Here is a 1,595-nt window from a genome sequence, read left to right on the forward strand (position 1 = left end):
CGCGCACCACAACCCCACCCCCCCCCCCCCCCCCCCCCCCCCCCCCCCCCCCCCCCCCCCCCCCCCCCCCCCCCCCCCCCCCCCCCCCCCCCCTCCTGCGGGGCGTGGGCCGAACGTGTGTCCCGGGGGGCAGCGCGGCGCTTTCCGATAGCGCCACAGCCATCGCGGTACCTGATGGGCATGTGGATGAGATTTGGCGCAAGCCGGCTTCGCTCGTACCCTCACCTCAACCCCTCATTCGAGGGAAGCCGGGCTCATTGGTCAGGCATTGACCTCCGATCAGCTCGCGAGTGGGTGAGTAACAGCTTGGCCCTGCCGTTGCGGGGCTCGCGTCACGCAGCCGCGAATCCGGCGGCGATTTCTCACGATTGGGAGGGAGTGCGATGCAATACGGGCATTTTTCGCGTAGAGGATTCCTGCAGACGGCGTTGCTGGCAGGCGCGTCGGTGGCGTTGCCGGCCGGAGCGGTGCCGGCGCGGCGGCCGCTGGGTGTGGCGCTGGTAGGCCTCGGTGGCTACAGCACCGGCCAGCTCGGACCCGGTCTGCAACTGACCCGTCATTGCAAGCTGGCCGGCGTGGTCAGCGGCACACCGGCCAAGATCGAGGACTGGCAGCGGCGTTATCGCATTCCGGATCGCAACTGCTACAGCTACGACAACTTCGCCAGCATCGCCGACAACCGCGATATCGACGTGGTCTACGTGGTGTTGCCGAACCACCTGCACGCCAAGTACAGCATCGCCGCGGCCGAAGCCGGCAAGCACGTGTGGTGCGAAAAACCGATGGCGATGAACGCCGCCGAGGCGCAGCGCATGATCGATGCCGCACGCGCCAACAAGGTGCAGCTGACCATCGGCTATCGCATGCAGCACGAGCCCAACACCCGCCGCATCATCGGTTTCGCCGACAGCCATCCGTATGGGGCGATCCGGCGCGTGCGCGCCGAGGCCGGCTTCCGCGGTTTCGATGGTGGCGACGCCAGCAACTGGCGGCTGGATCCGGCGCGCGGTGGCGGTGCGATGTACGACATGGGCGTGTACTCGCTCAACGGGGCGCGCTATGCCGTCGGCCGTGAGCCGATCGCGGTGAGTGCCAAGCAGGAGATCGCGCGCCCGGAGATCTTCCGCGGCGTGGACGAGACCATGCGTTTCACCCTCGAATTCCCGGAAGGCGTGGTCGCCGAGTGCGCCACCAGTTTCGGCGAGAGCATGAACCTGCTGCGTGTCGAGGCCGAGCGTGGCTGGTACGAGTTGTCGCCGTTCCAGTCCTACAGCGGCATCCGTGGCCGCACCAGCGACGGCAAGGTGCTCGACGCGGTGGTGCGGCATCAGCAGGCGTTGCAGATGGACGAGGACGCGCTGGCGATCATCGAGGGCAATCCGCCACGCGTGCCCGGCGAGGAAGGGTTGGCCGACATGCGCGTGGTCGATGCGATCTTCGCCTCGGCGCGTGATGGCGGGCGGCGGATCACGTTGGGATAGGGCTGCATCGGCACAGGCCCTGCGGGGCATGCAGGACCCGTAGGAGCGCCTTCAGGCGCGAGGGGCTTTACCGGTAAAGCCCCTCGCTGTCTCTTCTACACCCCTTACGCTGCC

Annotated in this window: 1 protein-coding gene; it reads left to right on the top strand. The window is 68.3% G+C overall.

The features are described 5' to 3' along the window. Positions 1-383 precede the first annotated feature (383 nt). On the top strand, positions 384-1,481 hold the full coding sequence (locus AC3WJE_RS20940; RefSeq protein ID WP_493732773.1) for a Gfo/Idh/MocA family protein: 1,098 nt from the start codon (positions 384-386) through the stop codon (positions 1,479-1,481). Positions 1,482-1,595: the final 114 nt, after the last annotated feature.

It is taken from the genome of Pseudomonas sp. GW821-FHT07E12, assembly GCF_058986605.1.

Bases quoted from the DNA above. Each gene is read 5' to 3' on its own strand.
- AC3WJE_RS20940 (WP_493732773.1), top strand. From the start codon at position 384: ATGCAATACGGGCATTTTTCGCGTAGAGGATTCCTGCAGACGGCGTTG.